A 25,597-nucleotide genomic window follows, 5' to 3' on the forward strand; every position below is an offset into this window, starting at 1 on the left:
AAAGAAAAACAGCGTTCGCGCGGTGAAGCCGCGAAAGCGGCCGAAAAACAGGCTGACGCCAGTTTTTCGATGTGTTCGGCGCGAGCCGAACGCCCGAGAAACGAGCTTATGCTAGTTTCTCGATGTTCTGGCGGTTTCACCGCCAGAGGACGAAAAGCTGTCTACGACAGCTTTTCGATGTTCGCAACGACTTCTTCGGCGTACTCGCTCGTCGCGAGCTTCTCGGCGTCCTCGAGCTGTCGTTCGAGGTCGTAGGTGACCAAACCTTCCGAGATGGTCTCTTCGACGGCGTCACGAACGAGGTCCGCGGCGTCGCTCCAGCCCATGTACTCGAGCATCATGCGACCCGAAAGGATCATCGCGGTCGGGTTGACCTTGTCCTGGCCCTCGTACTTCGGTGCGGAGCCGTGGACGGGCTCTGCGAGCAGGCGACCGTCGCCGAAGTTCGAACCGGGGGCGATGCCGAGGCCACCGATCTGTGCGCCGGCGGCGTCGGACATGTAGTCCCCATTCAAGTTCATCGTCGCGATGACGTCGTAGTTGTCCGTTCGCGTGAGCAACTGCTGGAGCATGTTGTCCGCGATGCGGTCGTTGACGACGAGCGTGTCGTCGTCGACCTCGCCGTCCTGTTCCTCCCAGAGGGTGTCCTCGGTGATGACCTCGTCACCGTACTCCTCTTCGGCGACCTCGTAGCCCCAGTCGCGGAACTGACCTTCGGTGAACTTCATGATGTTGCCCTTGTGGACGAGTGTGACCGAGTCTCGGTCGTGCTCTAAGGCGTAGTCGATGGCGCGGCGGACGAGTCGCTTCGTTCCGAACTCGGTGATCGGCTTGACGCCGATACCGACGTCGCCGTCGTGGATGACGTCGTCTTCGCCCATCTCGTCTTCGACGAACTCCTTGACCTGCTGGACTTCGTCGGTGCCTGCCTCCCACTCGATGCCGGCGTAGACGTCTTCCGTGTTCTCTCGGAAGGTGACCATGTCCATCTGTTCTGGCTCTTTGACGGGCGATGGAACGCCGTCGAGGTGGTAGGTCGGTCGAACGTTCGCGTAGAGATCGAGCAGTTTGCGTAGACCGACGTTCAGCGAGCGGAATCCTGCGCCGACCGGTGTCGTGAGCGGACCTTTGATCGCGACGCGGTGTTCTTTGATGGCTTCGACGGTCTCGTCCGGAAGATTCTCGTCGTACATCTCGCGGGCGGATTCGCCGGCGTAGACGCGCATCCAGTTGATCTCGTGGCCGGTCGCATCCGCGGCGGCGTCGAGCACCTTCTGTGCGGCGGGACCAACGTCGCTGCCCACACCGTCACCGTAGATAATCGGGATAATCGGATTATCGGGAACCTCGAGTTCGTCCTCGGAACCGTCCTTCAGCGTGATCTTCTCCCCTTGTCCGGGAACTTCGATCTTGTCGTAGCTCATTTCGTCTGTACGGTTCTTCGATGAGGGTAAAAGGTCTACCATTTCTCTCGAGCGCTTTTTTAAGTCAGGGTGCTTTATCGAGCAAAAAACAACCTGCCCGCTCACCGTCGGGGTTATTCGTCCCACTGACGGATCACGAGGACTAATCCGATCACGATCAGTACCGAACCGAATCCACCGATCGCGACCCGTCCTCCGCTCGTCAGCACCGATTCCTCGAGCGTGACCCAGAACGCGGCCAGTACTGTGATACCCAGAGCGATCGTTGCGCTTCCGCTGTCGGTCGGCCGAGTCGACGTTCCAAGTACCACTCGTCCAATTGCGATCGTTCCGATGATCAGACAGAAGCCGACCAGAAAGACGAGTGGCGTCATCGTCGTCCGGGTACACGGTAGGACGTGGTAAGTGTACGGGAAGCGGTACGATAGTCGATATTTGAACGGTTCGATACCGGTCGACGATACCCGAACCGACGGACAACAGTTCGGTACTCGAGGCCCGTGACCGGGAGAGTTAATCCCCCGGGATCACCACATCAGGACATGCAAATCGTCGTTCACGGTGGGGCTGGAAGCAATCCCAAAAACCCGACCGAGAGACGGGCGGTCCTCGAGGATGCCGCCGATGCGGGTGCAGCCGAAACCGACGTCGTCGACGCGGTCGTGACCGCCGTCGGCGCTCTCGAGTCCTCACCACGATTCAACGCGGGCGTCGGGAGCGCCGTCCAGAGTGACGGGAAGATCCGAACGGATGCGGGAATCATGACCGACGAACGTTCCATCGGCGCCGTCTGTTCGATGGAGGGAGTCGAGCGTGCGGGTTGTGCCGCACGGATCGTCATGGAAGAGACGCCACACACGTTCGTCTCGGGCGATCACGCCGTCGATCTCGCGGAGGCGTTCGACGTCGAGGTCGACGCCGATCTCTGGACCGATCGCACCCGCGAAAAGTGGGACGCTCTTGAGGTCCCAGCCGGCGGCACGCAGACTCAACTCGAGTGGATCGACGACCGCTTCGGAGAGACGGATCCGGGCGGAAGAGGCGAGTCCGACGCAGATGACGGCCCACGGGGTATCGATGATGAACACGATCACGACACCGTCGGTGCGGTCGCGTGCGACGGCGATTCCCTCGCGGCCGCAACGTCGACGGGCGGTCGCTGGCTGGCCCTCGCCGGTCGCGTCGGCGACGTTCCGCAGGTCGGGGCCGGCTTTTACTGCTCGCGGGCGGCAGCGGTAAGCGCGACCGGAGCCGGAGAGGATATCGCCCGAACGACGCTCTCGCGGCGGGTTGGAAGACACGTCGAGCGCGGCCTCGAGGCGGATGCGGCTGCCGAGCTCGCCATCGAGGAGTTCGCGGAACTGACCGGATCAACTGCCGGCGTAATCGTCGTCGACGCACGAGGTCATCTGGGATCGGCGTACAACAGCGATGCGATGCAGACGGCGAAACGACGGTAACCTGCGATAATCCACTCTAACGCGCTTTTGTCTTCCTTCTTTTCGACCGAGCGTTCCGCAGACCACGTCGTAATATCGACGATCGTCGTAGGACATATTTATTATTGTCGATGAAAATATGTCGATAATGCTCCGCCCACCACAGCACGCGGCCCAACGGTGTCCGCTTTGTCGAGCGACGCTGTCGAACGTCCAAGGCGTTGTCGCCTGTCCCGACTGCGAGTGGACCGGCGGCTCCGACTCGTCTCCCGTGTCCCGTTCGTAACTTCCTTCTCATCTTGCCTCTCCGCGAACCGACCGGTGAGTCCCATCCGCCGATGTCTTGCGTCTATCCGCCACGATAACGTCGGGTTCGTCCGGCGTCATCGCACAGTCGGCAGGCGGAACCTCTTTTTGCCGACCGATACAACCCGGGTACATGAGCGAAACGGAAGTCGATCTTGAGGCGGAGATGTACGAAAAGCACCGCGAAGCCGGCGAAATCCTCTCGCAGGTCCGCGCGGAGACCGCAGAGCGCGTCGAGGTCGGTGCGAGTCACCTCGAGATCGCCGAATACGCCGAAGACAGAATTCGAGAACTGGGCGGAAAGCCGGCGTTTCCGGTGAATATTTCGATCGACGAGGAGGCGGCACACGCGACGCCGAGCATCGACGACGAGTCGACCTTCGGCGAGGAGATGATCAACCTCGATATCGGCGTCCATATCGACGGCTGGCTGGCTGATACCGCTATCACCGTCGATCTCTCCGGAAACCCGGAACTCGCCGAGGCCCCCGAACAGGCACTCCAAGCCGCGATCGACGTCATCGAACCCGGCGTGCAGACGGGCGACATCGGTGCCGAAATCGAGGACGTGATCGACGGCTACGGCTACAATCCCGTCGTCAACCTCACCGGTCACGGTCTGGGCCACTGGGAGCAACACACGAGCCCGAACATCCCGAATCGCGCCGTTTCACAGGGAACGACCCTCGAGACCGGCGATGTCGTTGCTATCGAACCGTTCGCGACGGACGGCGGCGGGAAGGTGACGGAGGGCTCGAGCGAGGAAATCTTCTCGCTCGAACGGGACGGATCGGTCCGAAACCGGCAGGCTCGAGAAGCTCTCGAGCAGATCACCGACGAGTTTCGGACCCTCCCGTTCGCGACGCGGTGGCTCGAGACTGGTCGGCCAGAGGTCGCGTTGCGACGACTCAAACGCAACAGCATCGTTCACGGTTATCCCGTTCTCAAAGAAGACGAAGGGTGTCTCGTGAGCCAGAAAGAACACACGATCATCGTCACGGAAGATGGTTGTGAGGTAACGACGATTTAGGGCAGACTCGAGTGTTCCAAAGCAGTCATAGACATTCTCTATCACGACCGAGGCCAAAAAATAACAGCACGGAGATCCCACCTGTCGTCGTTGACTCCGTGCAACTGTTTTACTGCTGACTATCGGCGCCTTCTGGCACCCACTCAGGCGTTGTTCATCCGTTGGCTCGTCCGGTTCCCACAGCGCTGACACTCGGCCACGCGGTATGGCTCACGCGAGAACTGTGCGTTTTCCTGTTTGAGGCTCTCGGTTCGAATCTGCACGTTCACTTCGTGGACCGTTTCGAGTCCGCAATCGTCGCAGTGTTCGGTCATCCCATTGAATGAGTTGTCTGTTGTTGCCATTGAAACTGGGATAAGATTAGGGGTATGATAAACCCGCGTCCCATTTCGGATGTTGAGTCGTAATAATCGCAAGACGTGACGGGGGTAGAGAAAACCACTCACTGAGAACGCTCGAGATTGTTTAGAACCGGATTTAATGACTTATTAATCGACTTTCCCACGAATATGACAGCCAGTTAAGTTTGTATTACGGGTCCGCGACACGCTGAACCACGGGTATAACTAGCAGTATCCATTGGCAGACGTTTCGAGTGAAATGCTTTAGGCTCGGCTCGAATGTACCCAGTATGGACCAGGTGTTCGCACCGTGGCGGATCGAATGGATTAGACGTGAGAAGAAAAACCCCGACGTCGAGGAGTGTGTCTTCTGTGAGTTCCCCGAACGCGACAACGACCGAGAAAACCTCCTCGTTGCGCGGAGCGAACACGCGTTCGTTCTGTTGAATAACTATCCCTACAGCCCCGGTCACGTGATGGTGATCCCGCGCGTGCACACGGGCGACTACACGGATCTCACCGACGAGCAACTGCTCGATCACGCCCGGCTCAAACAACGGACGTTCGAGGCCGTCGAGACGGCACTGCAGCCCGACGGCTTCAACGCGGGTCTCAACCTTGGCGAGGGTGCCGGTGGCTCGATCGGTGACCACCTTCACACTCACATTGTCCCCCGTTGGCAGGGGGATACGAACTTCATGCCGGTGATTGGAGACACCTCCGTTATCGTCGAAGCGCTCGACGAAACGTACGAGCACCTTCACGAGGCCTTCGCCGAGCAGGACGGCACAAGCGTTCCCGGTGACGACCGAGCCGTCGTGTTCGATTGACAGCAGTCATTTCCGCTCGACAACCGGCCTTAGGCGTACGTTCGCTCGAGATACTCGAGGATGTTTTCCGATTCGGCCATCGTGACGCCGTACTCCTCGTCGACGAGGAGCGGCACCTGTCGTTGGCCGGAAACGCGTTTGACCTCGTTTCGCTCCGAATGTAGCCCCTCCACCCAGACGCTCTCGTAGTCGATATCGAGCGCCTCGAGTTCCTCGTCGACGATTTCACAGTACGGACAGCCCTCGAGCTGGTAGAGCGTGATCATACCCTGGCTTCGTCTCGAAACCGCAAAAGAGTGGGTGTCGTCTGCAACCGCTACCGAGAACTCCGCCATCGTCGCGTATTCGCGTCAAAAGTTGCCACTTTCCCGAATATAGAACTGTGGGAATCGAAGGCTAGAGGGGCTCCCCGAACGCGTATACCGTATTTTGGCCGGTGATCTCGAGATCGACGAAGTCGCCGATTTCGACCCCGTGATCGTCGGCGTTCTGGACGATGATCTGGCGGTACGCGCCGTCCCGGCACTTCACGGAGTCGGCGGTTCCGTCCTCGACGACGAGTGCGTCCTCTCGCACCTCGCCGACCATCTCTTCGTAGGCTCCGCCCACGATATCGAGTTTGAGGTCGCTCATCGCCTTCGAGCGCTCTTTTTTGATCGTGCCGCCCAGTCCCTTCATCTCGGCGGCGTCGGTTCCCGGCCGCTTCGAAAATCGCGTTACGTTGAGTTTCTCGGGCCGAGTTTCTCGAAGCAGGGCCATCGACTGTTCGTGGTCGTGATCCGTCTCGGTCGGGAAGCCGACGATGAAATCGGTCGATAGCGTCCAGTACTCGAGCGTCGAATCGAACGTGTCGACGACCTCGAGGTACTCCTCGACCTGGTGTTGTCGGCGCATATCGCCCAGCACGTCGTCCGAGCCCGATTGGACCGGCGCGTGGAGGAAGTTGTAGAGTTTCTCGTTATCGGCGAAGACAGTTGCCAGTTCCTCGCGGATGCCGTGGACCCCCTTCGGGTTCGCCATTCCGACGCGGACCCGAAAGTCGCCGTCGATGGCACAGATCCGCTCGAGGAGTTCGTGAAGCGTCCGCTCGCCTTTGTCCCACCCGTAGACGCCCGTGTCTTGACCGGTAATGCGAATCTCCTTCGCACCGGCGTGGACGAGTGCGCGGGCTTTCTCGACGTTTTCTTCGATCGGGGGGGAGTCGATTTTTCCGGTCGCTTGCTTAGTGATGCAGTACGAACAATCCGACATACAACCGCGAGCGATCGGGAGAATGCCGATGACGCCCTGCAGGATCGGCTCCGCGTCCGGCGTCGTCGTCGGGCACTCGCCGTTCGTGACGGCCTCGGGAACCTCGTCCCAGTGGAGCACCTCGCCGTCGATTCCCGCGCCCGCGAACTCTTCGCCCTGCGCGAGGGCCATACAGCCCGTGATGAACAGGTCCGCGGTTTCGTCGGCCAGCTCTTCGGCGCGGCGGAGCATGTTCTGCTCGGTCTTTTCGACGACCGTGCAGGTGTTGAGGATGGCGACGTCCGCCTGTTCGGGTCCCTCGACCTGGTGGTGGCCCGCGTCGCGGAGCCGCCGCTCGATCTCGCGGCTCTCTCCGCGGTTCGACGTACAGCCGTACGTCTCGATGTGATACCGGGCCATTCGTTTAGAAGGTAGTCTGGGCTCGTCGGCCAAAAGCGCGACGGATTCGACGTTTCCGCGAGCGTCTCGGTACCTCTTCTCACTCGGGCTCGCCTGATCGCCCGCTCGTCTCCTCGAGTCGGTCGTAGTTTTCGTCGACCACCTGAACCGTCGCGATAAACGCCCCCAGAACGACGGGACCGAAGAAGAGTCCCATGAATCCGAACGCGTAGACGCCCCCGAGGACCCCGACGATGATCACGGCGGGGTTGATGTCCGCGTAGCGGTCGACCACGATGGGACGAAGATAGTCGTCCGAGACGCCGACGATGATGGCACTGTAGACGAATAATCCGACGGCGAACAGCGGCTCTCCGGTTAACACCAGGTATCCGACCGCGGGCCCCCAGACCAGGAACGTCCCGACGAGCGGAATGAGTGCGAGGACGATCATCAACGCCGTCCAGAACGCGGCGTTCGGGATGTCGGTTACGAAAAAGCCGAGGCCCGCGATGAGACCCTGCGCCATGGCGATTAGGACGTGACCGAGGAGGACGGCTCGCATGACTTCGTCGAGCTCCGTGTAGAGGTCGTTCTGTACGTCCTCTGGAAGGGGGGTCATCTCACGGACCCAACCGTAGAGCACGTCGCCGTCTTTGAGCAGGTAGTAAATGAGAAACAGCGCGAGCCCGATCCCGACCAAAGCGTGCGTAATCGTGCTGAGCCACGCCGTCGACTGCTCGAGCACCGTCGTTCCTAGTTGCTGGCCGAGATCGGCGGCCGAGGAGGCGATATCGACTCCGAGGCCGAACTCGCTTTCGAGATACTCTTCGATTTCTGTTAGCTGGAGTCCTTCAGGATCGAGATTCTGCGCCATTCTAGCGGCGTCATCCGCGATGGCGATTACGACGAGGATGAACGGAAGGATGAACGCCACGACCGCGAGGATAACCAACGAGAACGCGGCGATGGTCGAGGACATCCGCTCTTCGAGGCGACGCTGGAGCGGCGAGAGAATGTACGCGATCAGTACCGCGGTTAGCACGTACTGGGCGAACGGAAGTACCAGTAGCAGCGACAGATAGCCGAAGACGGCCAATAGGGCGAGGAGGTATCCTTTCCTGCGGTTCACACTCGTATCCGTCAACGGATACTCGGATAAAACCGGCAGGGGCTCGTTCCAATCGATGAACGTATCGAATACGAGCGTCTACCAGCCGGAAAACGACGGTTGCCAAGATAGTAACGTGTTCGCAGGCGCGACAGTCGTCCGCACCCGCCACAGTCTTTCAAGAATCTGGTGCACCTATGGATACCCGAATGTCGACTCAGCTCGACCCCCTCTCTTTGTCGTCCGATCTGCTGTACGAAATCAAGACGGACGGTGATGTCGATGGGTTACAGCGCCACCTCGCTGCGCTCGAACGGTCGCACCTCCGCCGGTCGCTCCGCGGACGAGAGCAGCGACTCGCGTTCTGGCTCAACTGTTACAACGCGTATCTTCACCTCCTGTGTGAAGACGATCCGTCGGTCTTCGACGGGAGTTCGCTCGAGCGATGGAAGTTCTACGCGCGCGATTGCATTCCGATTGCGGGCGTCTGGTTGAGCCTCGCGGACATCGAACACGGGATGCTTCGGGGATCGAAACATCCGTGGGGGCTGGGATACCTTCCGCGGCCCTTCCCTTCGTCGTTCGAGCGCGAATTTCGGCTCGAGTCGGTCGACCCGCGAATTCACTTCGCGCTGAGTCGGGTCGGTGAAACCGGCCCACCTTCGACGGTGTTCTCGTCGGCGGACGTGGACGAAGAACTCGATCTGACGACCGAGTGGTACCTCGAGGAAACCGTCGTCTACGACGCGGGATCGAACACCGCAACCGTCCCGTTTTTGTTCCTCTGGTACCGCGGCGATTTCGGCGGTGAAAGCGGCGTGTTCGAGTTTTTGCGGGAGTACGACGCCCTTCCGGAAACCGCGACGCCGCGACTCGAGTACGAGAGCACGTACGGCGAGTCGGTCGATATCGAAACGACCCAGAACCGAGAGTGAGTGTTACTCCTCGAGGTACTCGAGCGTCACCGACTCGGCCTCGAAGTCCTCGAGGAACGCGCCGCTCCCGCCGATTTTGTACCGCTCGCCGTCGACGTCGATTTCGAAGGAGTTCTCGACGGGGAACGTCGAGGTGACGGGACGGACGAGGCTCTGCTGGACGGAAACGACGGGACCCGAAAGCGTCGACGGGAGGTCTCGATCGCCGACGGGCGACCCCGTGACCGTCGCTTCGATCGTGGCGTTCGCCGCTTCGTGGAGCGCGACCTGAAACACCGCGTTTCGAAACCCGTCGTAGGTTTCGGGGAGCGCCGCGGGCGTCGTCACGTACCGCTCGTCGGCGGTCGGCCAGTAGTTCGCCAGAAACGAGCCGACGAAGACGGGGACCAACTGCTCCTGACTGAGTGCGATCGCTTTCGTCTCGCTCGTCGTACTCGTCAACAACTGACTGGGTGCGAGCAGGCCGTGGCGTTGGTCGGTCGTCATCATCGTCGGAACCAGCGCGTCCCAGGTCCGGACCGTGCTCGCAGTGCCGGTAAACGTCGCGATGTTCGGGTCGTTGTCGTCAGTCGCACCGAGCAAGAGCAAGACGAGAACGCCCCGGTCGACCGTCTCCTCGAGCGTGGATCTAATCTTTGGGAGTATCTCGGTCGGCAGGGAGAGCGTGACTTCCGTCTCCGCGTTCGACAGCAACGTTTCGATTCGCTTGAGAACTGTCTGGCGGGATTTGATCACCTCGAACTGCTCGCCGGTTCGCTCGGTCGCGGTGTAGCGCGACCGAATTCCCGGCTCGATCGCTTCGACGCTATCGGTCAACCGGTCGACGACCGCTTCGGGCGGGACCGGTCTGATAACGGTCGGAACCGCGTGATCGTCGACCTCGACGAACCCCCGTTTCTCGAGCGCTTCGCTGATGCTGTAGACGTACCGCTTGGAGACGTCGGCGGCGTCCGAAATCGTGCTCGCTTTCGACTCTCCGTGTTCGAGAATCGCGAGGTACGTGTCGATCTCCTTTTCGGAGAGCCCGAATCGTTCGAGCAGGTCGGTGAGCCCGTCTTGATCCATGTATATGCAGTACGTCACAGATTGGGTCGGTCCCTGAAAAAGATTCGCTGTCGGCCGCTGACGTTGACGAGGACGCCCCGATCGCGCCCGAGCTGTTGTCGGCACGGCTCCATCGCCGATTGGACGAACGAGCAGGGATGTCCGACGATGGCGAGGTGAAAAGTGAGAATAAATATTACAACAAACTTTAATCCCCGTGGGATGTACTGGTGAGATACGATGACACTACATACCGCCCTGAACGACTTCAAGCGCGTTCGGGGAAGCGATCGCCGCTTCGCTGGCGAGCGTCGGTCGACGAAGGGGCTGTTTTCCGGTCTCGACGATCGACTCGTCCACGTGTCGCCCGAGGGCGCTATTAGCGACTACTCGTATCCGCTGTCGGGATTGGTCGGCGTCGATCGATCGCGGTTCGGTATCGACGTTGGCGACTCCGTCCACTGGTTCGATGACGGAATCCAGCGATACGTCGGCAGAACCGCCGTCGTCGAAACCGTCCATCGCGTTCGCGGCTACGCGATTTCACAGTACGATCTGACGCTGGGCCGACTCCACCTCACGCATTTCGTCCTCGAAACCGTCTCCGAGGAGACGGATCAGGAACGCGAAACTCCGTCGAACGGGATCTCGGAGACGCAAGTCGGCGCCGACGGTGATCTCGAGGATATCACGCTCCAGGCCTGTCTCGGCTTCGCACCCGACGGACGGGCCGGACAGGTCGGACAGCTTTGGCACGACGACGCCGTCGAGGTCCACCACGACAGCGAACGAGACGTTCTCACCGCGTCGACGGAGCTCGAGGTGACCGGACAGGTTCCCGAGACGTTCGACGAACTCCTCGATTCGGAGCCGAGCAGGCTCCCCCGTTCTTCGGACGACGGTCGCTACGAGGACGGCCGGCTCAGTCCCATCGCCATGGCGGCGGTCCAACTCGAGGGGTCGACCCCGCGGGCGACGGTCGCCACGCTTCTCACCGACGCGGACGAGCAAACCCGGACAGACGCGCTCGAGCGCGTACACGCCGGTGCAACCGACCACGCAACTCGCGAATCCCTCCTCGAGGCGGGCCGAACCCAGGCCGAGCGGATCGGTTTGGGACGGGACGCTCCGGCGGATGCGACCGTTGAGGGTGCGTTCGAGGACCTTCGGGCGCTTCAGCTGTTGCGTGCTCCGGGCGGCTCTCGAATTGCGGGCCCCGAATTCGACCCGTACTACCGATACTCCGGCGGGTACGGCTACACGTGGTTCCGGGACGACGCGGAAATATCGCGGTTCCTGCTCGCCGCGGACCGTCGCGCCGGACTCGGGCTCGAGGACTGGCACGAGGAAAGCGCCCGGTTCTACGCCGAGGCCCAGCGTCCCGACGGCACCTGGCCACACCGAGTCTGGCCCCACAGCGGCCGACTCGCGCCCGGCTGGGCGAACGGGCGACTCGAGAACGGATCGGAGGCGACGGCCGACTATCAGGCCGACCAGACCGCGAGCGTCGCGACGTACCTCGCGACCTATCTCCGCGTCGTCGATCCCTCGGACGAGCGCGTTCGCGACTCGCTGCTCTCCGCGATGGACGGCCTCGACGCCTCGCTCGAGGACGACGGCCTGCCGACCCGCGTCCAGAACGCCTGGGAGAACATGACGGGGCGGTTCACCCACACTGCGGCGACGTTTCTCGAGGCCTACGCGGCGATTGCGCGCGCGCCCCTTGAGGAGAGTAGCCGCGAGACCGCCACCGAACGCGCTCGGTCGGTTTACGGCGCGATCGACGACCTGTGGGTCCCAGAACGCGGAATCTACGCCCTTCGACTCGACGATGAAACGGTCGACGATCGGTTGGATGGCAGCACGTTCGCGCTCGCGTCGGCCCATAACGAGTACGAACGCCTCGAGCGTGGGAGGGTCGACGACGAGCGACTCGACCGGTTGGTTTCTCACGTCGAAACGACCATCGAGGGTCTCTGGCGGAACCCCGACGGACCGGTCGAGGGGTTGGCGAGGTTCGAGGACGATCCGTGGCGGATTCGCGACCAAACCCAGCCGAAAATTTGGACCGTGACGACGGCGTGGGGTGCCCACGCCGGGGTCGAACTCGAGGAGCTGCTCGCGACGAACGACCACGCCGCTGCCGGTCGGTTCAGCGAGCGAGCGAAAGCGCTGCTCTCCGCAGTGGAGCTGGACGGACCGCTTCGCTTTGCCGGCGGGTACCTCCCCGAGCAGGTGTTCGACGACGGGACTCCGGACTGTGCGACGCCGTTAGGGTGGCCCCACGCGTTGGGTCTCGCGACGAGAACTGCGCTCGCGGACCTCGAGCACTCGGCCCCGCCCGCTGTCGATACGCAGCCGTCGCTGCGGGAGTAAGGGAGATTCGCGAGAATTTCGTTTTGTAGGCGATCGTGCGGTTGGTTTCGGTTCAGGACGTTGCCATGGCCTGGAGCTCTTCGGACGAGCCGAGGAGATCGCGGCCGGTTTCGGAATCGAAGAGGTGGATATCGTCCTCGTCGAACGTGAGCGTCACGTCTTCACCAGGCCGGGGTTCGATAGCCGGATCGACCCGAGCGATGAACTCGCCCGCGATATCGAGGTGCAGGAAGTTGTCCGAGCCGACCGGTTCGACGACCGAAACGCGTGCGGTAATCGAGTTTCGAGCATCGTCGGCGAACACGACGTTCTCCGGACGGATCCCCAGCGTGTACCGACTCGAATCGAGGGAGTCGACGTGTTGATCCACGTACGCCGCCGAGAGTTCGAAGTCAAACTCGCCCTCGAGGCCAGTGAGACGAACGGCGTCTCCGCGAGTCTCTGCGTCGACATCGACGAAGTTCATCGACGGAGAGCCGATGAAGCCGCCGACGAACTCGTTGGTGGGGTTCTCGTAGACGTCCGTCGGCTTTCCGAGTTGTTGGAGCTCTCCGCCGTCGAGGATAACGATCCGGTCGCCCATCGTCATCGCCTCGTGCTGGTCGTGGGTGACGTAAACCGCCGTAATGCCGAGTTCGTTCTGGAGGCGCTGAATCTCCGCGCGCATCGTCGTTCGAAGCTTGGCGTCGAGATTCGAAAGCGGCTCGTCGAAGAGGAACACGTCCGGTTCGCGGACGATCGCTCGTCCGAGGGCGACGCGTTGTTTCTGCCCGCCCGAGAGCTGATCGGGTTTGTCCTCGAGCAATCCCTCGATGTCCATCATCTCAGCGGTTTCGACGACCTGCTGTTCCCGTTCGGCCTCGCTCATGTCGGTGCTCATCCGGAGCCCGAACGCCATGTTTTCGAAGACGGTCTTGTGCGGGTACAGCGCGTAGTTCTGGAAGACCATCGCGACGTCACGGTTTTTCGCGTGTACGTCCGTGACATCCTCCCCGCCGATGGAGATCGTTCCCGATGTCGGTTCCTCGAGCCCGGCTAACATCCGGAGTGTCGTCGTCTTTCCGCATCCCGACGGTCCCACGACGGTGACGAACTCACCGTCTTCGATCTCGAGATTCAGGTCGTCGACGGCGACGACCGTTCCAACGTCGTACTCCTTTCGAAGCGATTCGACCCTGACTCGTGCCATTTGGCCAGTGGTTCGTCGAGGGGACGTAAAACCCTTTCCCAAAAATTAGAATATAAGAAGTAATATTACAACATATAATTGCACATCTCGAGATCCGCTGTTCGGATGGTTTGGGCGTTCAATATGGCATTTGAGCCGAAACACTCTATCAGACACTCGTGTTCTACACAATTCTTCGATACACTCTATCTCCCCTGTATAGGGCCTGTAGCGGCCCGTTTCTCGTTTGCGTCCCGGATAGCGCGGCTTCGAACCTAACTACTAAATATATGAAGATATAATACATCACTGTTTCCACCATGTCAATGGAACGCAGACAGCTACTGACGGGGATTGGCGGACTGACAACGGTCGGTGTCGCAGGGTGTTTGAGTCGAATCACCGGGGGAGATCAGGGAACGACCGCCTGGTACGATTTTACCGAGGCACAAGAAAACGCGTTCGAGGAGTATCTCGAGGAGTTCAACGGCGACCGAGCGGACGAGCTCAACGCGGAATCACCCGCCGAGATGGAAGAGGAGCTCGAAACGGCGCTTCCAGCCGAACAGGGGCCAGAGACGTTTAACTGGGCGCACGACTGGATCGGCCAGTACCACGAGCAAGATTTCGTCTACGACGCGAGCGACGACCTCGAGATCGACCTTGAGGAGACCTTCACGGAAAACGCGGTCGAGGCGGTCCAGTGGGAGGGTGCGGTTTACGGACTACCGTACGCGATCGAGACCGTTTCCCTGATGTACAATCCGGAGTACGTCGACGAGCCGCCCGAGACGCTCTCGGAGATGGTTGAGATCATGGAAGAACACCACGACCCGGAAAACAACCAGTACGGGCTCTCGATGCCGGCCGTCGATCCGTACTTCCCGAGCGCGTGGCTGCAGGCCTTCGGCGGCTCTCTGTTCGACGAAGAGACCGAAGAGCTCGGTATCGAAGACGAGGAGTTCATCGAGGGTGTCGAACTCCTCGAGGACTCCATCTGGCCGTACGTTCCCGGCGATCCCGACTACGATAGTCAAGTGCCGATTTTCAACGACGGAAACGCGCCGTTCGCGATCAACGGCCCGTGGGAACTCGACGGGTTCCGCGACGCCGGCGTCGACGCGGAGGTGGCACCGCTTCCCGACATCGACGGCGGCGATCCGACGCCCTATACTGGCGTGCAAGTCTGGTATTTCACCTCGGAACTCGAAGCGGCCGACCAGGACGGACTCGAGACGACGATCGAGTGGGCCGAGTGGTACACGACCAACGAGGAGGCGATCGTCGATAACGCAGAAATTCAGGGGCTCATCCCCGTTCATCAGGACTACGCCGACGGCGACGACGACCTCGGCGAGGACGTCGAAACCTTCGCCGAGACCGTCGAGATGGGGACGCCGCTTCCGACACATCCGAAGTCCGACCAGATTTGGGACCCCCTCGAGGAGGGCCTCGAGCGGGTGTTCCACGGCGACGAGAGCGCCGAAGAAGCGATGGAATCGACCGCCGACGAGATCCGCGACCGCTGGGACTAACGCGCGCCTGATTCAGAGTATCCATGTCTTCCTCACTCAGATCCCGCGTTTCCGACCACGGGCAGCGACGCCTGCCGTTCGACGTTCAAAACGTCGGACTCGCCGGACTCTTGCTCGTCGCCCCCGGCGTCGTATTGTTCCTTTCGTTCATGCTGTTCCCGATCGCGTTTCTCGTCTACCTCTCGTTTACCGACGCGACCCACGCCGGAACGGTCATCGGCGGCGAGGCCTCAGTGGTCGGGTTCGACAACTACGTCGCCTTGTTCACCGACCCGCAGTTCTGGCGCTCGTTCGGGATCACGTGGCTGTTTCTCGCCATCAGTCTCGCCATCAAAGTCGTGCTCGGGATCGGGATCGCGATGGTTCTGACCCACGCTCGAGTCGTCGGGAAACGATACATGCGGGCGCTCGTGATCGTCCCGATGGGGTTCCCGGCGATTTTCGTGATAACCGTCTGGGACGGCATGTTCAGCGGCGCTCGGTACGGTCCGCTGAACCAGCTGGTCGCAACGTACAACTCCATCGTTTCAGGACTCGTCGGGGCGCTCGACAGTCTCCTGTTCTTCGTGGCGCTTTCAGCGCCGGATATCCTGCTCGCCGATATTCCGATCAATTGGCTTAGCGGCCGCTGGAGCGCGTTCTTCGCCTACGTCACGACGGAGGTGTGGCTGGCGTACCCGTTCATGGTGATCATCATCGTGAGCGCGTTACAGGACGTGCCGATGGATCTCCACGACGCCGCGAAAGTCGACGGTGCGGGCTACGTTCATCGGTTCTTGCACGTCACGCTTCCGTCGATCAAGCGGCCGGTGCTTTTCGCGTCGATCCTGACCGCCGCGACCTCGTTCCAGCAGTTCTTGATTCCGTTCATCTTCAATCGGGGCGGCCCGTCTCGACAGAACGAACTGCTGATCCTCTATGGCTACCGTGAAGCCATCGATCTGAACGAGTACGCGTTCGCCTCGGCGATCATGGTCACCGCCATCGCCTTCATCGGCATGTTCATGTGGCTCGCCGTCAAGAAAGGAAAACTCGCGGAGGGAATCGATTCCGCATGAGTCGTTTCAATCGCTACACCAGTTTCGTCGGTCGATGGACAGTCAACAAACTAACCTGGCCGCAGCGGGTCGCCGAATCGGCTCGGACGACCGTCGAACAGGTGCGAACCGGTCGGCGGTCCGTCACCGACGTCGCGAAGACGGGTCTCGGGACGGCGGGCGCCTTCACGATGATGATTATCCTGTTGTTCCCGGTGTACTGGGTGTTCGCCGCGTCGCTCTCGCAAGGGGCCGGATTGATGAGCACCGACGGTATCTTCGCCGATCCGACGACGTACAACCTCGACGCCTACCGGTGGGTGCTCTTCGAATCGAACTTCGTGCACGCGCTCGGAAACAGTATCATCGTCGTCTCGATCACCGTAGCGGTCTCGATGTCGGTGATCATCCCCGGCGCGTACGCGCTTTCGCGCCGAAAGTTCCTCGGCCGACGTGGGATCCTCTACGGTTACGTCCTGTTTACGCAGGTCGGCGCGGGGCTGTCGATCGCGACGCTGATCGCGCTCTACGCCCTGTTCGTCAACTTCGGGCTGGATAACAACCTCCTCGTGCTCGGCGTGTTCTACGCCGCGGGGGCGATCCCGTTCAACACCTGGCTGCTCAAGACCTTCATGGACAACATCCCCGTCTCCTACGAGGAAGCGGCCGTCATCGACGGCGCGAGCCAGTTGCAGGTTATCCGCGAGGTGATCCTTCCGCTGTCGAAGCCCGGCATCGCCGTCGTGCTGGTCTTTACGTTCCTCGCGGGCTGGAACGAGTTCATCATCGCCCAGACGTTACTCCAATCCCACAACTACACGCTCTCGGTCGAACTCTATGCGCTCATCGCGGGCGGAAGTTACGAAACCCCGTGGACGGAGTTCTCGGCGTTCGCAATCTTGTTCGCGCTGCCCGTCGCGATCATCTACTTCCTCGCACAGAGCTACGTCGAAAGCGGGCTCTCATTCGGCGGCATGGAAGGGTAATCGCTGTTCTGGTCGTCTTTCCGTTTTTCAGCCCGCATACGTACGGAGAGCGAGATGTTCTCCTCGAGTCGACGGGAAGCCTCGAATTTCGAGTTTAGCTTCTCGAGTCGTAGGCGCATGCAGGAGCGAAAAACCGACCGAAGAAAACCGGTGGCGCGGACAGACTCTCTGTTGCTATGGATTGGAGTTTGGATCCGAACGCGGTCTCAACACGTTCGAACCGCGCGCCTCGAGTCCTCAGCGCCGAACAACGCTGAGCAGAGCTCAACGAACGTGACGCGTCTTATGCCTCGTCGAAGAGCTCTTCGCCCTCGACCATCCGCTCTTCGACGACGTCTATATCGAGGGTCAGGCCGAGACCCGGCTTCTCGGGAATCTCGATCGAGCCGTCCTCGATGACGTCCTCCTGAACCAAATCCTCCCACCAGCCGAGTTCGTAGCTGTGGTACTCGACGGCCAGCGAGTTCGGAATCGCCGCGCCGACGTGGGCCGAGGCCATCGTGGCGACGGGCGAGGCGACGTTGTGCATCGCGACCGGGATGTAGTACATGTCCGCCAGATCCGCAATCTTTCTGGTCTCGCGCATGCCGCCGACTTTCGGCATGTCGGGGGCGATGATGTCGACGGACTGCTTCTCGATGAGCTGGCGCTGACCGTGTTTGCGGTAGACGTTCTCGCCGACGGTAATCGGCGTCGTCGTCGATTGGGTGACCTCCCGCTGAACGTCGTGATTCTCCGGCGGGACGGGGTCCTCGAGCCACCAGACGTCGTACTCTTCGAGCGCCGTCGCGAGCCGCTTTGCGCTGTCGGCGGAGAACGTCCAGTGACAGTCGAAGGCCACGTCGGCGCGACTGCCGACGCGCTCTGTGATCGCTTCGACGATCGAAACCTTATGGTCGATCTCGGGGCCGCGAAGGTGGCGGTTCGCGCGGTCCTTTTCGTGACCGGACGGAACGTCGAGGTCGAACTTGAGCGCGTCGTAACCTAGCTCCTCGACGACGCGTTCGGCTTCGTCGGCACAAGCGATCGGGTCGGCTTCGTCTTCGGTGTGACAGTCGCAGTAGACGCGAACCTCGTCGCGGTACTTGCCGCCCAAAAGCTGGTAGGCCGGAATCTCGAGGATCTTGCCCGCCAGGTCGTGCAGTGCGACTTCAATGCCCGAAATCGCGGTGACGGTGACGCCGCCGATCGAGCCCTCGCCGGACATCTTCTGGACGAGGTGTTCGGTCAGGCGGTCGATGTCGAGCGGGTTCTCGCCCCGCAGAAACGGTTTCATGCGCTCGATGAGTTCGGGCGCACCCGCGCCCCAGTAGGCTTCGCCGGTCCCGACGATACCGGCGTCGGTGTAGATACGGACCAGCGTCCACGGGAAGTTGCCGTCGACCATCGTGGTCTGGATGTCCGTGATTTCGACGTCCCTGTCGCCCCCGCGCTCGCGCGTAACGTTCATCGTTTCCGAGGACAGTTCCCGCATCGTGTACTCGGCGTTCGGATCGTGTAGCTGTGAGTAATCGACTCCCATGACTAATGAGTTACTCGTATCATAGTAATGTTTTTCTATCCTGTGAATACATTTCGCAGCCGGACTCGTGCGGTCTGTGTGTTCCATTCCAGCGAGCCAGCAAATAGTCCTTGTGCCGCCGGCGGATCGACGTGAATCCGGCCGACGATCGTCCGCAGGTCTCTCGAACGGTCCGTAGTCGGCTCGTCTCGAGTCCGCGTTCGATCAGATCGTGTCGAACTCGACCGCCGTCTTGATCACCGAATCGTCCTGTTCGAAGGCCCGTTCGAAGTTCTCGAGGGCGTAAACGCCGGTAACGAGGTCGTCGGTAATCCACTCCGGAATCGACGAGAGCGTATCGATGGCAGCCTCGAAGTGGCCGCGGTGTGAGTTAACAGTTCCCACGAGGGCCTTGTTGTGAAGGACAAGTTCCCGGTGGAGCCGTCCGCCGTCGACCTCGAACGACCAGTCGTCGGGGACGCCGACGAGCGCGCCGACGCCGTTCGGTGCGAGCGCCTCGACCGTCTCGAAGGGGTGTTTGGCGTATCCCGTCGCCTCGTAGACGAGATCCATCGGCTCGTAGGCTTCGGAAATCTCGGAAACGGGCGTTTCTCGTGAGTCGACGTACGTCGAGCCAAGATCCTCGACGACATCGATCGACGGATCGGGCCTGTCCCGCCGTCCCAGACAGTACGTTCGATCGATCTCGAGGACCTCCTCGAACATCGCGAGGGTCACGAGTCCGAGCGAGCCGTTTCCGAGGACGATCGCTGATTCGGGTTCCCAGTGAACCGCCGAGCGGGCCGCCTGGGCGTGCTCGAGCGCTTTCTCGGTGATGCTGATCGGTTCGACCAGAAAGCCGAGCGGTGCGAGATCGCGGGGTACCGGGACGAGCGTGTCGGCGGGGCTGGTGAAGTACTCCGCCATGAACCCGTGTTCGCCGACGATGCCGCGCTCGAGGTATGCTCCCTCGGGTGCCATATCCGGTTCGCCGCGTTCGAAGTACTCGTTTGTCCCATCCGGCGGCCTGCGGACCGTCGGCGCGACGATGTCGCCGGCGTCGAGATCGGTTCCGTTCGGATCCTCGACGACGCCGACCGCCTCGTGACCGAGAACGAGGCGGTCGCTCCCCTCGGGGGGTTCGCCGTGTGCACCGCGGATGACCTCGTGGTCGGTGCCGTCGACGCCGACGCGAAGCGTTCTGACGAGCGCTTCGCCGGCCGTCGGCTCGGGTATCGGTTTTTCGACGACGGTAAGATCGCCGGCACCTGGTTCGACTGCGATCGCTTTCATTGCTCGAACACAGACGACGCGCAACAATAAATTTACCTGATAGCGAGTAAATACTCTCGGACCGTCTATTGGGGTAACGACGGCTGCTGACAGACAACGGTGGCTCCCACAGTCCAAGCGTTCAATGCTCCCGGCTTGGTAGCATACCTATGGCATACACCGTCTCGCGCGAGACTCAGACGCTCGTAACGCTCCACGAAGGCACCGACACGACCGCCTGCGACGAAGCGACGGACGAAATCGCCGAGGCGCTCGAGTCGCTGATCGAAGTGGAGACCAACGGCGTAATCGATTGGAACAGTCTCGATGCCGAGGTGTACGAACATCCCGCGGCACCGTTCGACCCGTACACGATCGCGATATCGTTTCGTCTTTTCGTCGACGTGGATGCGGACTCCGCACAAGCGGCGGAAGAACTGGGTGCGAAGAGTATCGAAGCGATCCTCGATCGTGCGGGGTTCGAGTCCCTCTCGTATCCGTCGCCGGCAACTGCGAGCGAGGAGTAACGGAGCGTACTCGTTCGGCGAGCACGCCAGTCGGCGGCGGTGTGCTCTGTGGGATGGCTCAGTTCCAGAGTTTCGTCGCGTCGACGACAGCTAGCCCCTCGTCGTCTTCGACTTCACAGATTCGGATGACGAGGTGTGCCTTGCAGTAGTACTCGACGGTCTCGATTCCGGTGTCGTTGTTCCGAACGATGAGCTGACACGCATCCTCCTTCGAGCAGTTCGTGGAACGCTCGCACATACCTGTTGAGAGTGGATAATCCACTCGTCAATAAGTTGTTGTCGGTGGATACCCCCGTCCGTTTATGAGGGGTCAGATAGCACGCCATAACGACGTAGATTTTGCCCGATGAACGTCCGCTCGTAATTCAACCGTTCGCGCGGAGGCCACATCGCCCGAACTTATGTCGATAGCCGACAAGGGACCGATATGGAACTCGAGCTCCGATTCTTCGCAACCTTCCGCGAGGCTGTCGGCCAGAAAGAAAAGCGCCGGACGGTCGAGGACGGCGCATCCGTCGGCGACGTTCTCGGCGCACTCGAGGCCGAATACGACGGACTCGAAGGTCAGTTACTCGAAGACGGTTCGATTCGACCGCAGCTGAGCGTGCTAAAAAACGGCCGAGATGTCGTTCATATGGCAGGTCCGGAGACGCCGCTCGAGGACGGGGACCGACTCTCTGTCTTTCCGCCGGTTGCGGGCGGATGACCGGTTCAGGGTGGGTGGGCGATCGGCACGCGATGGCTGATCGGTTCGAGGCGGGCAATCGGTTCAAACTGGAGACGGGCGTTCAGCCTATCGCGGGTTCCCAATTCCACCCTCGAATGTCTCTCGTCGGCGAACCTTGCATGCAGTTTCGCCGTCGAAGATGGCTTTATTCGGCTGGTACCCGAAGAGCGTGTATGACACGGCGTATCGAGCGCTCCTTTCGGGGGATTTCCGAACGGCTCGCGGTTCGCTATCTGCGGAATCTCGGGGGCGAACGGGTCGACGACACCACCGTCGAGAGCGATCGGTGGTCGGCGTCGATCAGCTCGGAGACGGTCGGAATCGGCCCGTCGCTTACGCTCACCGAGGTGACCGTCGTCTTCGAGGGTGAAGGCGACAATCTCGAGGAACTCGTCGAGGAATTTGCACAAAAAGCGATGCGAGCGGGTGGCTGATGGCGGATCCGATCGAGGGACAGATCCTGGTCCTCGCCGCCGCGAAAGCCAGCGTCCCCCCGACCCGGCTCCCGGCGCTCGTCGAGCGGGCACAGGAGCGACTCGAACCGGATCTCGAGCGGTACCGTCGGGAGTACGAGTCCGTCTTCGAGGACGAGGACCGCTGTGCGTTCCTCGTCGAGTGGGGCCACTGGGAGGATATCGGCGAGCGCTTCGACTGGAACCGCCGGGAAACGTCGGCGGTTCGCCGCGCCCACGAAGCGCAACTAGCGCGGATCGGCAGACGTCAGGATCGGCTCGCGGAGTTCGAAGCGGCACTCGAGATTCGCGACCCGCTGATTATCGGAACCTGAAAGCGGCCGAATTCTCGATCTAGCGGTTGTTGTACTACTCGCTCTCTAACCGCTGGATCAGCGCCTGCCGGAACGTCCGCGGCGACCGAGCTTCGCCGCGGGCCATGAGGAACGTGCCCTCGGACTGCCGGACGATGCGCTGTGGGAGCGATCCGTACAGCGCCTGCGCGACGGTGCTCGTTCCCGTCGCGCCGATACAGACCGTCTCGTACTCCGCGGTCGCCTCGAGTAGCGTTTCCTGCACGTCGTCGCCCACGAGCACGCGCGACTCGAAGTCGTCTTCGGAGAGCCCCGCATCGGCTGCGACGGTTTCGATCGTCTCCCGGCCGGCCTGTTTCGGATCGGCTTTTTCGGCGAGTTGCTCTTCGGCATCTTCACTCGAGTCGGCACTCTCGTCCGCATCCACACTGCTGTCGGCGTCCGCCTTCGGCTGCACGTTCAACAACGTTAACGTGCTCTCGGGGAACGCTCGCCGAAGCTCACCTGCGCGTCGAGCGGATACCGGCGCGTGCGGGCCGCCGCCCGCGAGCGTCACGATATCGTTCGGCGACTCGCTCGGGTCCTTGACCAGCGTCACCTCACACGGCGCCCGCTCGAGCAGCGGATCGATCGTCGATCCGAAAATGACGTCTCGGCGGCGTCGGCTCCCCGCCCATCCCAACAGTATGTGATTCGCGTACTCTTGCTCGACGACCGAGAGCAGCGTTTCGCCCGCGTCTCGACCGACGATAGCCCGCGTTCTCACCGTGACGTCGAGGTCGGTCGCAGCGTCGCGAACGTTGTCGAGGAGGGTCTGCTGGCGCTCGACTCGCTGTTCTTCGAACTCGATCTGTGCCGGCGAGGTCTGGGGTGGCACCTCGATCACGTTGACCGCGACGAGTTCGCTCTTGCCGTCCTGACCCGCGGCACTCGCGGCGGCGTACTTGATGAGCGGGCGCTGGGTTTCGGGATTTGCAACGGGGACGACGACGCGATAAACGTCCTCGTCGAGCGTGTCCTCCGATTGCGGGGCGACCGCTTCGCCGATGAGTGTCGTCGAGATCGCCTGCTCTTTCGCGTAGAACTGATACCAACAGATTCCGACGGCGACGACGCCGATGCCGATCAGTTGCACGACGCGCGGCATCTGGAACATGACCGCGATACACGTGAGAAATCCGAGTATCGGAACGATCGGATACAGTACCGACGGAATCCGGAACGTCGGGTCGTACTCGTCCGGATCGGCGCGTCGAAGGACGATGACGGCGACGTGGACGAGCGCGTACGTGATGAGGAACGTGAAACTCGCCACGTCGGCGAGCGTCGCGATCGGGAGCGGACTGGCGACGAGCGCGAGGATGACGACACCGGTTGCGAGAATCGCGCGATATGGCGTCCGGTACTCCTCGTGAATCGCGTTGAGCCAGTTCGTCAGGATCTTGTCCCGCCCCATCGCGAAGTTGACGCGCGCAGCCGAGAGGATCGACGCGTTCGCCGAGGAGATGGTCGCCAGAATCGCGCCGACGATCATCACGATGGAACCGGCGGTCGCGAACTGTTGGCCGTATCCCGCGAATACGAGTTCGCCGAACTGACCGGTGGCGTCAGCGGCGACGTCGGCGACCGGCACCTCGGAGTCGGCCAGTTCCGACACCGGAAGCGTTCCGGTGCTAACGAGCATGACGAGAACGTAGAGGATGGTCGGCGTGACGACCGCCGCGATCATCGACAACGGGAGGTTTCGACCGGGGTTTTTGATCTCTTCGGCGCTCGTCGCGATCACTTCGAAGCCGATGAATGCGACGAAAACGGTGCCCGCCGTTGCGCCGATAGCAGGCGTCCCTTCCGGTGCGAACGGCTCGAGAAGGTCGGGATCGATCGCGAAGAGACCGACGACGATGAAGAGGAGAATCAATCCGACGAGCATGACGACGATGACGTTCTGTAACGACCCCGTCTCCTTGGTGCCGCGATAGTTGACGGCGACGAGTAACGACGTCATCGCCAGCCCGGCGAGAATCACAGAAAACGCCTCCGAGGGGAGTCCCAGAAGGTACTGCCCGAAGCCGAGCATGTAGAACGCCGTCGCGAACATCAAGCCGGCCCACATCCCCCAGCCGACGATCGTTCCGAAGAAACTGCCCAACGCGTGGTTGACGTAGTAGTAGCTTCCGCCGGCTTTCGGCATCCCGGTCGCCAACTCCGACAGCGAGAGGGCCGCGAGTAACGCGATGACGCCGCCGATCAGGAACGAGATCATGCTCGCGGGGCCCGCTGCGTCCGCGACGATACCGGGGAGAACGAAAATACCGGCACCGATCATCGTTCCGAGCCCGAGCGTGTACGCCTCGATGAATCCCAAGTCGCGAGCGAGTTCTTGATCAGACATGGTGTAATCGTCTCCCCCGATATTGGGGCCGAAACCCACACGATTGCCGGTAAACCGCACGGCCGCTGGTGAACTGCGTGTGTCTAGGATGCGAAATCAGTCAGAACATATATTTGTATCGGTAGGATTTTCGCTTCCGTAGCTATTCGAGGTGAAAATGCGGTTTGAATAATCCGTGGGCTATTTATTGTTCTATCGTGAAAACCAGGCCAGTGACCAATGAGGGTGAGTCTCTATCGCTAACCGCCGTCCCGACTCGGGATACCGCCTCGACGAGATCGATCGGCGGATAATCTATGCGCTGATGGCCGACGCGCGCAACACGTCGGCTCCCATGATCGCCGAGGAGGTCAGCGTTTCCCCGGCGACGATCCGCAATCGGATCGACCAACTCGAGAACCACGGTATCATCCGCGGCTATCACACGTCGGTCGATTTCGAGTCCGCAGACGGCGGATTGACGACGCTCTTTCAGTGTAACGTCCCCGTCGAAAACCGCGAGGCGATCGCACAGAAGGTGAGCACGATCCCCGGCGTTATCAACGTCCGAAAACTGATGACCGGCCGACGAAACCTCCACGTACTCGCCGTCGGCGCGGATACGAAATCGCTCGAGCGCATCGGGCGCGCGTTATCCGAACTCGGCGCGGAAATCGAAGACGAGGATCTCGTTCAGGACGAAATCTCGCGCCCGTACACGCCCTACGGCCCCGACGAAACGGCGACGGATCCGACGCCGATGGACGTGATCAGCCTGACCGGCGACGCGAACGTCGTCGAAGTCACCGTCGGTTCCGAATCCGAGATCCGCGACTACACGCTCGAGGAGGCGGGGAAAAACGGCGTTCTCCCGGACGACCTTCTCGTCGTCGCCATCGAGCGGGACGGCACCGTTCTGACACCGCGGGGTGAGACGAGGATCCGGGCGGACGACGTGGTGACCGTCCTCTCACGCGACGGAATCGATGACCGGACACTCGATAGCTTTCAGACAACCACAGCCGAGCCCAGCCAAGAACTGGAACGAGACCCGATTGATTCGCAATGACACTCAAAGACGTTCTCACGGGGCTGTTAACTGACGACGATCCGCACTACGAGTGTCGAAACTGCGGGACGACGCTCGAGGAAGAACGCGATGCGTGTCCGAACTGCGACTCGAGCGAGATCGCTACGTACGAATTCAACTCCGAGCCGTGAGTACGAGCGCGTATACTCGGC

The 25,597-nt window shown here is 61.3% G+C and carries 27 protein-coding genes; 15 read left to right on the forward strand and 12 right to left on the reverse strand.

Annotation, left to right across the window (positions count from 1 at the left end; translation table 11 throughout):
* Positions 1 to 161: 161 nt before the first annotated feature.
* Entirely contained in the window at positions 162 to 1,424 is a 1,263-nt protein-coding gene (gene icd, locus ACZ5C7_RS10430; RefSeq protein WP_464376244.1) for an isocitrate dehydrogenase (NADP(+)), read from the reverse strand.
* A 113-nt stretch (positions 1,425 to 1,537) separates the two neighbouring features.
* Positions 1,538 to 1,798, reverse strand: coding sequence for a hypothetical protein (locus ACZ5C7_RS10435; RefSeq protein ID WP_464376245.1), 261 nt, complete (start codon positions 1,796 to 1,798; stop codon positions 1,538 to 1,540).
* A gap of 168 nt (positions 1,799 to 1,966) precedes the next feature.
* Here ACZ5C7_RS10435 and ACZ5C7_RS10440 point away from each other — a divergent pair, with 168 nt between their 5' ends.
* The 3 genes from ACZ5C7_RS10440 (at position 1,967) to map (ending at position 4,199) form a co-directional block, all read left to right on the forward strand.
* The gene (locus ACZ5C7_RS10440; protein ID WP_464376246.1) at positions 1,967 to 2,884 is read left to right on the forward strand and encodes an isoaspartyl peptidase/L-asparaginase; all 918 of its coding nucleotides are present in this window, start codon (positions 1,967 to 1,969) and stop codon (positions 2,882 to 2,884) included.
* 127 nt (positions 2,885 to 3,011) lie between these two features.
* Complete coding sequence (locus tag ACZ5C7_RS10445) at positions 3,012 to 3,149, forward strand: hypothetical protein (RefSeq protein ID WP_464376247.1); 138 nt, start codon at positions 3,012 to 3,014, stop codon at positions 3,147 to 3,149.
* 153 nt (positions 3,150 to 3,302) lie between these two features.
* The gene (gene map, locus ACZ5C7_RS10450) at positions 3,303 to 4,199 is read left to right on the forward strand and encodes a type II methionyl aminopeptidase (RefSeq protein ID WP_464376248.1); all 897 of its coding nucleotides are present in this window, start codon (positions 3,303 to 3,305) and stop codon (positions 4,197 to 4,199) included.
* Positions 4,200 to 4,342: 143 nt separating this feature from the next.
* Here map and ACZ5C7_RS10455 read toward each other — a convergent pair whose 3' ends face one another.
* On the reverse strand, positions 4,343 to 4,543 hold the full coding sequence (locus ACZ5C7_RS10455) for a DUF7835 family putative zinc beta-ribbon protein (protein ID WP_464376249.1): 201 nt from the start codon (positions 4,541 to 4,543) through the stop codon (positions 4,343 to 4,345).
* Between the two features lie 287 nt (positions 4,544 to 4,830).
* Between ACZ5C7_RS10455 and ACZ5C7_RS10460 the strand changes: the two genes are divergently transcribed.
* On the forward strand, positions 4,831 to 5,370 hold the full coding sequence (locus ACZ5C7_RS10460) for an HIT family protein (RefSeq protein WP_464376250.1): 540 nt from the start codon (positions 4,831 to 4,833) through the stop codon (positions 5,368 to 5,370).
* 29 nt (positions 5,371 to 5,399) lie between these two features.
* On the opposite strand, the gene ACZ5C7_RS10465 is transcribed toward ACZ5C7_RS10460, so the two are convergent.
* The 3 genes from ACZ5C7_RS10465 to ACZ5C7_RS10475 all read right to left on the reverse strand — a co-directional run bounded on the left by ACZ5C7_RS10465 (position 5,400) and on the right by ACZ5C7_RS10475 (position 8,131).
* Positions 5,400 to 5,636, reverse strand: a complete 237-nt coding sequence (locus ACZ5C7_RS10465; protein WP_464376251.1) for a glutathione S-transferase N-terminal domain-containing protein — start codon at positions 5,634 to 5,636, stop codon at positions 5,400 to 5,402.
* A gap of 130 nt (positions 5,637 to 5,766) precedes the next feature.
* Entirely contained in the window at positions 5,767 to 7,020 is a 1,254-nt protein-coding gene (locus ACZ5C7_RS10470; protein ID WP_464376252.1) for a tRNA (N(6)-L-threonylcarbamoyladenosine(37)-C(2))-methylthiotransferase, read from the reverse strand.
* Positions 7,021 to 7,099: 79 nt separating this feature from the next.
* Complete coding sequence (locus ACZ5C7_RS10475) at positions 7,100 to 8,131, reverse strand: AI-2E family transporter (RefSeq protein WP_464376253.1); 1,032 nt, start codon at positions 8,129 to 8,131, stop codon at positions 7,100 to 7,102.
* Between the two features lie 188 nt (positions 8,132 to 8,319).
* Between ACZ5C7_RS10475 and ACZ5C7_RS10480 the strand changes: the two genes are divergently transcribed.
* The gene (locus tag ACZ5C7_RS10480; protein ID WP_464376254.1) at positions 8,320 to 9,045 is read left to right on the forward strand and encodes a DUF547 domain-containing protein; all 726 of its coding nucleotides are present in this window, start codon (positions 8,320 to 8,322) and stop codon (positions 9,043 to 9,045) included.
* Between the two features lie 3 nt (positions 9,046 to 9,048).
* Here ACZ5C7_RS10480 and ACZ5C7_RS10485 read toward each other — a convergent pair whose 3' ends face one another.
* Positions 9,049 to 10,110, reverse strand: coding sequence for a TrmB family transcriptional regulator (locus tag ACZ5C7_RS10485; RefSeq protein WP_464376255.1), 1,062 nt, complete (start codon positions 10,108 to 10,110; stop codon positions 9,049 to 9,051).
* Positions 10,111 to 10,329: 219 nt separating this feature from the next.
* Between ACZ5C7_RS10485 and ACZ5C7_RS10490 the strand changes: the two genes are divergently transcribed.
* Positions 10,330 to 12,465: a DUF7997 domain-containing protein gene (locus ACZ5C7_RS10490; protein ID WP_464376256.1), complete on the forward strand. Its 2,136-nt coding sequence runs from the start codon at positions 10,330 to 10,332 to the stop codon at positions 12,463 to 12,465.
* A 52-nt stretch (positions 12,466 to 12,517) separates the two neighbouring features.
* On the opposite strand, the gene ACZ5C7_RS10495 is transcribed toward ACZ5C7_RS10490, so the two are convergent.
* Positions 12,518 to 13,654, reverse strand: coding sequence for an ABC transporter ATP-binding protein (locus tag ACZ5C7_RS10495; protein WP_464376257.1), 1,137 nt, complete (start codon positions 13,652 to 13,654; stop codon positions 12,518 to 12,520).
* A gap of 305 nt (positions 13,655 to 13,959) precedes the next feature.
* On the opposite strand from ACZ5C7_RS10495, the gene ACZ5C7_RS10500 reads away from it, so the two are divergent.
* From ACZ5C7_RS10500 to ACZ5C7_RS10510, 3 genes are read left to right on the forward strand one after another with little or no spacing between them, the layout of a single operon-like run.
* The gene (locus ACZ5C7_RS10500) at positions 13,960 to 15,168 is read left to right on the forward strand and encodes an extracellular solute-binding protein (RefSeq protein ID WP_464376258.1); all 1,209 of its coding nucleotides are present in this window, start codon (positions 13,960 to 13,962) and stop codon (positions 15,166 to 15,168) included.
* 23 nt (positions 15,169 to 15,191) lie between these two features.
* A complete protein-coding gene (locus ACZ5C7_RS10505) occupies positions 15,192 to 16,226 on the forward strand; it encodes a carbohydrate ABC transporter permease (RefSeq protein ID WP_464376259.1) in 1,035 nt (344 codons plus the stop codon).
* Positions 16,223 to 17,191, forward strand: coding sequence for a sugar ABC transporter permease (locus tag ACZ5C7_RS10510; RefSeq protein WP_464376260.1), 969 nt, complete (start codon positions 16,223 to 16,225; stop codon positions 17,189 to 17,191). Before ACZ5C7_RS10505 ends, ACZ5C7_RS10510 begins: the two co-directional genes overlap by 4 nt.
* A 283-nt stretch (positions 17,192 to 17,474) precedes the next feature.
* On the opposite strand, the gene ACZ5C7_RS10515 is transcribed toward ACZ5C7_RS10510, so the two are convergent.
* Together ACZ5C7_RS10515 and ACZ5C7_RS10520 are read right to left on the reverse strand one after the other, a co-directional pair.
* Positions 17,475 to 18,713, reverse strand: a complete 1,239-nt coding sequence (locus ACZ5C7_RS10515) for a mandelate racemase/muconate lactonizing enzyme family protein (RefSeq protein WP_464376261.1) — start codon at positions 18,711 to 18,713, stop codon at positions 17,475 to 17,477.
* 204 nt (positions 18,714 to 18,917) lie between these two features.
* Positions 18,918 to 19,985 (reverse strand): glucose 1-dehydrogenase, encoded by a 1,068-nt coding sequence (locus ACZ5C7_RS10520; protein WP_464376262.1) that lies wholly within the window; start codon positions 19,983 to 19,985, stop codon positions 18,918 to 18,920.
* Positions 19,986 to 20,134: 149 nt separating this feature from the next.
* On the opposite strand from ACZ5C7_RS10520, the gene ACZ5C7_RS10525 reads away from it, so the two are divergent.
* Entirely contained in the window at positions 20,135 to 20,491 is a 357-nt protein-coding gene (locus ACZ5C7_RS10525) for a hypothetical protein (RefSeq protein WP_464376263.1), read from the forward strand.
* 58 nt (positions 20,492 to 20,549) lie between these two features.
* On the opposite strand, the gene ACZ5C7_RS10530 is transcribed toward ACZ5C7_RS10525, so the two are convergent.
* Positions 20,550 to 20,729 carry a hypothetical protein gene (locus tag ACZ5C7_RS10530; protein ID WP_464376264.1) on the reverse strand — a complete coding sequence of 60 codons (180 nt, stop codon included), beginning with the start codon at positions 20,727 to 20,729 and terminating at the stop codon, positions 20,550 to 20,552.
* A 189-nt stretch (positions 20,730 to 20,918) separates the two neighbouring features.
* Here ACZ5C7_RS10530 and ACZ5C7_RS10535 point away from each other — a divergent pair, with 189 nt between their 5' ends.
* The 3 genes from ACZ5C7_RS10535 to ACZ5C7_RS10545 all read left to right on the forward strand — a co-directional run bounded on the left by ACZ5C7_RS10535 (position 20,919) and on the right by ACZ5C7_RS10545 (position 22,005).
* Positions 20,919 to 21,197, forward strand: coding sequence for a ubiquitin-like small modifier protein 1 (locus ACZ5C7_RS10535; RefSeq protein ID WP_464376265.1), 279 nt, complete (start codon positions 20,919 to 20,921; stop codon positions 21,195 to 21,197).
* A gap of 194 nt (positions 21,198 to 21,391) precedes the next feature.
* On the forward strand, positions 21,392 to 21,652 hold the full coding sequence (locus tag ACZ5C7_RS10540; RefSeq protein WP_464376266.1) for a MoaD-like domain-containing protein: 261 nt from the start codon (positions 21,392 to 21,394) through the stop codon (positions 21,650 to 21,652).
* Positions 21,652 to 22,005 carry a hypothetical protein gene (locus ACZ5C7_RS10545; RefSeq protein ID WP_464376267.1) on the forward strand — a complete coding sequence of 118 codons (354 nt, stop codon included), beginning with the start codon at positions 21,652 to 21,654 and terminating at the stop codon, positions 22,003 to 22,005. Before ACZ5C7_RS10540 ends, ACZ5C7_RS10545 begins: the two co-directional genes overlap by 1 nt.
* A 34-nt stretch (positions 22,006 to 22,039) precedes the next feature.
* Here ACZ5C7_RS10545 and ACZ5C7_RS10550 read toward each other — a convergent pair whose 3' ends face one another.
* A complete protein-coding gene (locus tag ACZ5C7_RS10550; RefSeq protein ID WP_464376268.1) occupies positions 22,040 to 24,376 on the reverse strand; it encodes an amino acid permease in 2,337 nt (778 codons plus the stop codon).
* Positions 24,377 to 24,611: 235 nt separating this feature from the next.
* On the opposite strand from ACZ5C7_RS10550, the gene ACZ5C7_RS10555 reads away from it, so the two are divergent.
* On the forward strand, positions 24,612 to 25,424 hold the full coding sequence (locus ACZ5C7_RS10555; RefSeq protein WP_464378431.1) for an Lrp/AsnC family transcriptional regulator: 813 nt from the start codon (positions 24,612 to 24,614) through the stop codon (positions 25,422 to 25,424).
* A complete protein-coding gene (locus tag ACZ5C7_RS10560; protein ID WP_464376269.1) occupies positions 25,421 to 25,576 on the forward strand; it encodes a hypothetical protein in 156 nt (51 codons plus the stop codon). Before ACZ5C7_RS10555 ends, ACZ5C7_RS10560 begins: the two co-directional genes overlap by 4 nt.
* The last annotated feature ends 21 nt before the right edge of the window (positions 25,577 to 25,597 follow it).

It is taken from the genome of Halostagnicola alkaliphila (assembly GCF_055379965.1).